Genomic DNA, 2,237 nt, shown 5'->3' on the forward strand with positions numbered 1-2,237 from the left:
ATGTATTTCAGACGGCCTTCATCTTCAACCATCATATAAAGCTGAAATCTTACCCAACCAATAATAGACTCAGCCAAAATCTTGCTTTTTAATTTACCATAAAAAAGATGCCGTCTGAAACGGCATCTTCATTTGACTGGCACTTATGCGCCAAGTTCTTTCATCAATTTTTGGGCTTTATGCAGAATATCGCCTTCAGCCTCTTCAATCAGCCCTTGCAATGTTTCTCGAGCCGCTTCAGGATCACCGATTTCGATATACATCTTAGCCAAATCATATTTGGCTTCAAGCGGTGCAGTCATGCCGACTGATTCTGAAACAAAGCCTCTTTCACTATTGCTTTTATCGGCAGCCACTGAAACATCTTCAGCTCCCCATTCCAATGCACCTTCTTCAATCACAAACTCAGAAGCAGCTTCTTCTTTCTCTACTTCTTCTTTGATTTCTTGAATTTGCAAGTCTTGATCTTGCTTGACATCGAATGGCAGCACATGGCTGTCTGAAACTTCAGGGGTTTCTACCGTAAACTCGAGTGGCTCTTCATTTCTTGACTCGGAGACTTTTTTCTCTGCCGCCAAATCAAACTCAGCAAATGTATTTACCTGCTCTTCTTTACGTTCCGGCATAACAACCGATACCGGCTGATACGGATTTTCCGGTTCAGGCTCGTACACGCTTTCTGTTGATTCGATACTATCCCAATCAGCATGGCGGCGTTGCTCTGTCTCAACATCATGCGTTACTGCACCTGAAAGAATACCTGCCTGACTATTGTCAATCTTACCCAAATCAAGTTTGACATCATCGATATTGGAAGATTCTTCTACTTCATTGATAACCACATCATCTTCGAAATCATCTTCGATAAACAGACCGTCTTGAGTTTTTTCAGACGGCGTTACTTTAGTTGCAGCAACCGCAGCAGCTGAAGCAGCAACATTTTTCTGTACAACCTTCTCTTCATCCTTACGGCTTACAGGTGCTTCTTCCAGCTCGTCATTACGTTTACCGGCAGCTTTCAACAACAACCAAGCAGCAATAAGGGCTGCACCGCCTGCCAATAACCATTTCCATAAATTGCCGTCTGATTCGCTTTCTGTTTGCTCCGCGACAGAATCCGTGGTTGCAACAGGCTCAGAAGCCACTACATTCTCTTGAGCATCAGAAGCCATAGCTTCTTGACCATCAGATGCAGGAACAGTCGATGCGGTGTTTTCATTGACCGCTGCAGATGCTGCTTGTTCTGCTTGTTCAGCTGAAGCTTGTTTCACTTCTTCCTGTTGCTGTGTATTTACACCAGCATCTTTAACCTGGGCTTCAGTTTGAGCCTCAGGCTGAACAACAGGTTTTTCTGTTTTAGCTTCTGTTGCATTGACGGCTTCATTGCCTTTCTCTGTCGCTGTATTGGTTTTAGCAGGAGCAGACGCAGCCAAGCGTTGCAATTCGCTACGGTTTGGAATATTCAGTACTTTACCTGCCAACATACGGTTGGCATTATTATCAATAAACACATCCGGATTGGCATTTACCAAAGCCTGAATGGTTTGATCCAAGGTCATACCCTGCGGACGGATGCTGGACGCGATGGCAATCAGGGTTTCACCCGTACGCACCAAATGCTGCCTGCCTGAACGTGCAGCCGTGTCGTTTTTAGCAGAGGCCGTCTGAACTTGTTTTTTCTCAGCCTTACGCTGTACATCCTTACGCGCTCGAGCTGTCTGATTACCTGCTGCTTTATTGTTTTTAGTTGCAGGCTGTCGGGCATTGCGTGTCGGCTCGGAAGATTGAGATTCAGTGACCGGACGGATACGAACAGATGCAGCATCTTTAGAATCATATCCGGCCGGATCGATAATAGCGGTGTATTCACGCGATTGCGCGCCGACACCCACTTGGAAAACCAAAACAGGATCTTTGATGGCTTTAGAAGAGCGGATGGTAACGACTGCCTTATCGCCTGATTTGCGTACCGCTGCGCGCAAATTGCCATTTGAAATAGTGGCCTTACCGCCATTAAGCAGAGCCTGAGCTTCCTCGCCAGTTACAGTGATACTGCCTGTAAAAGGCTCACCCAAATGAGATTGAACATTCAAGCCGCCCAAACCTGCAGAGGCACTGAGCTATGTCATTAAAGCGATAGAAGCTGTAATTAATTTAATATTGTGATGTTTTTTCAAAACTGATCCCCTGTTCGGAAATTATGGTACTAACCAATGTGCACGCATTTAACCATATAT

At 45.2% G+C, this 2,237-nt stretch carries 1 protein-coding gene; it reads right to left on the reverse strand.

Annotated features, from left to right (window positions below):
• Window positions 1-143 precede the first annotated feature (143 nt).
• Window positions 144-2,102 (reverse strand): FimV/HubP family polar landmark protein, encoded by a 1,959-nt coding sequence (locus tag ACTHUT_RS18355; RefSeq protein ID WP_440419334.1) that lies wholly within the window; start codon window positions 2,100-2,102, stop codon window positions 144-146.
• Window positions 2,103-2,237 lie beyond the last annotated feature (135 nt).

Source organism: Neisseria sp. P0022.S010 (genome assembly GCF_051956635.1).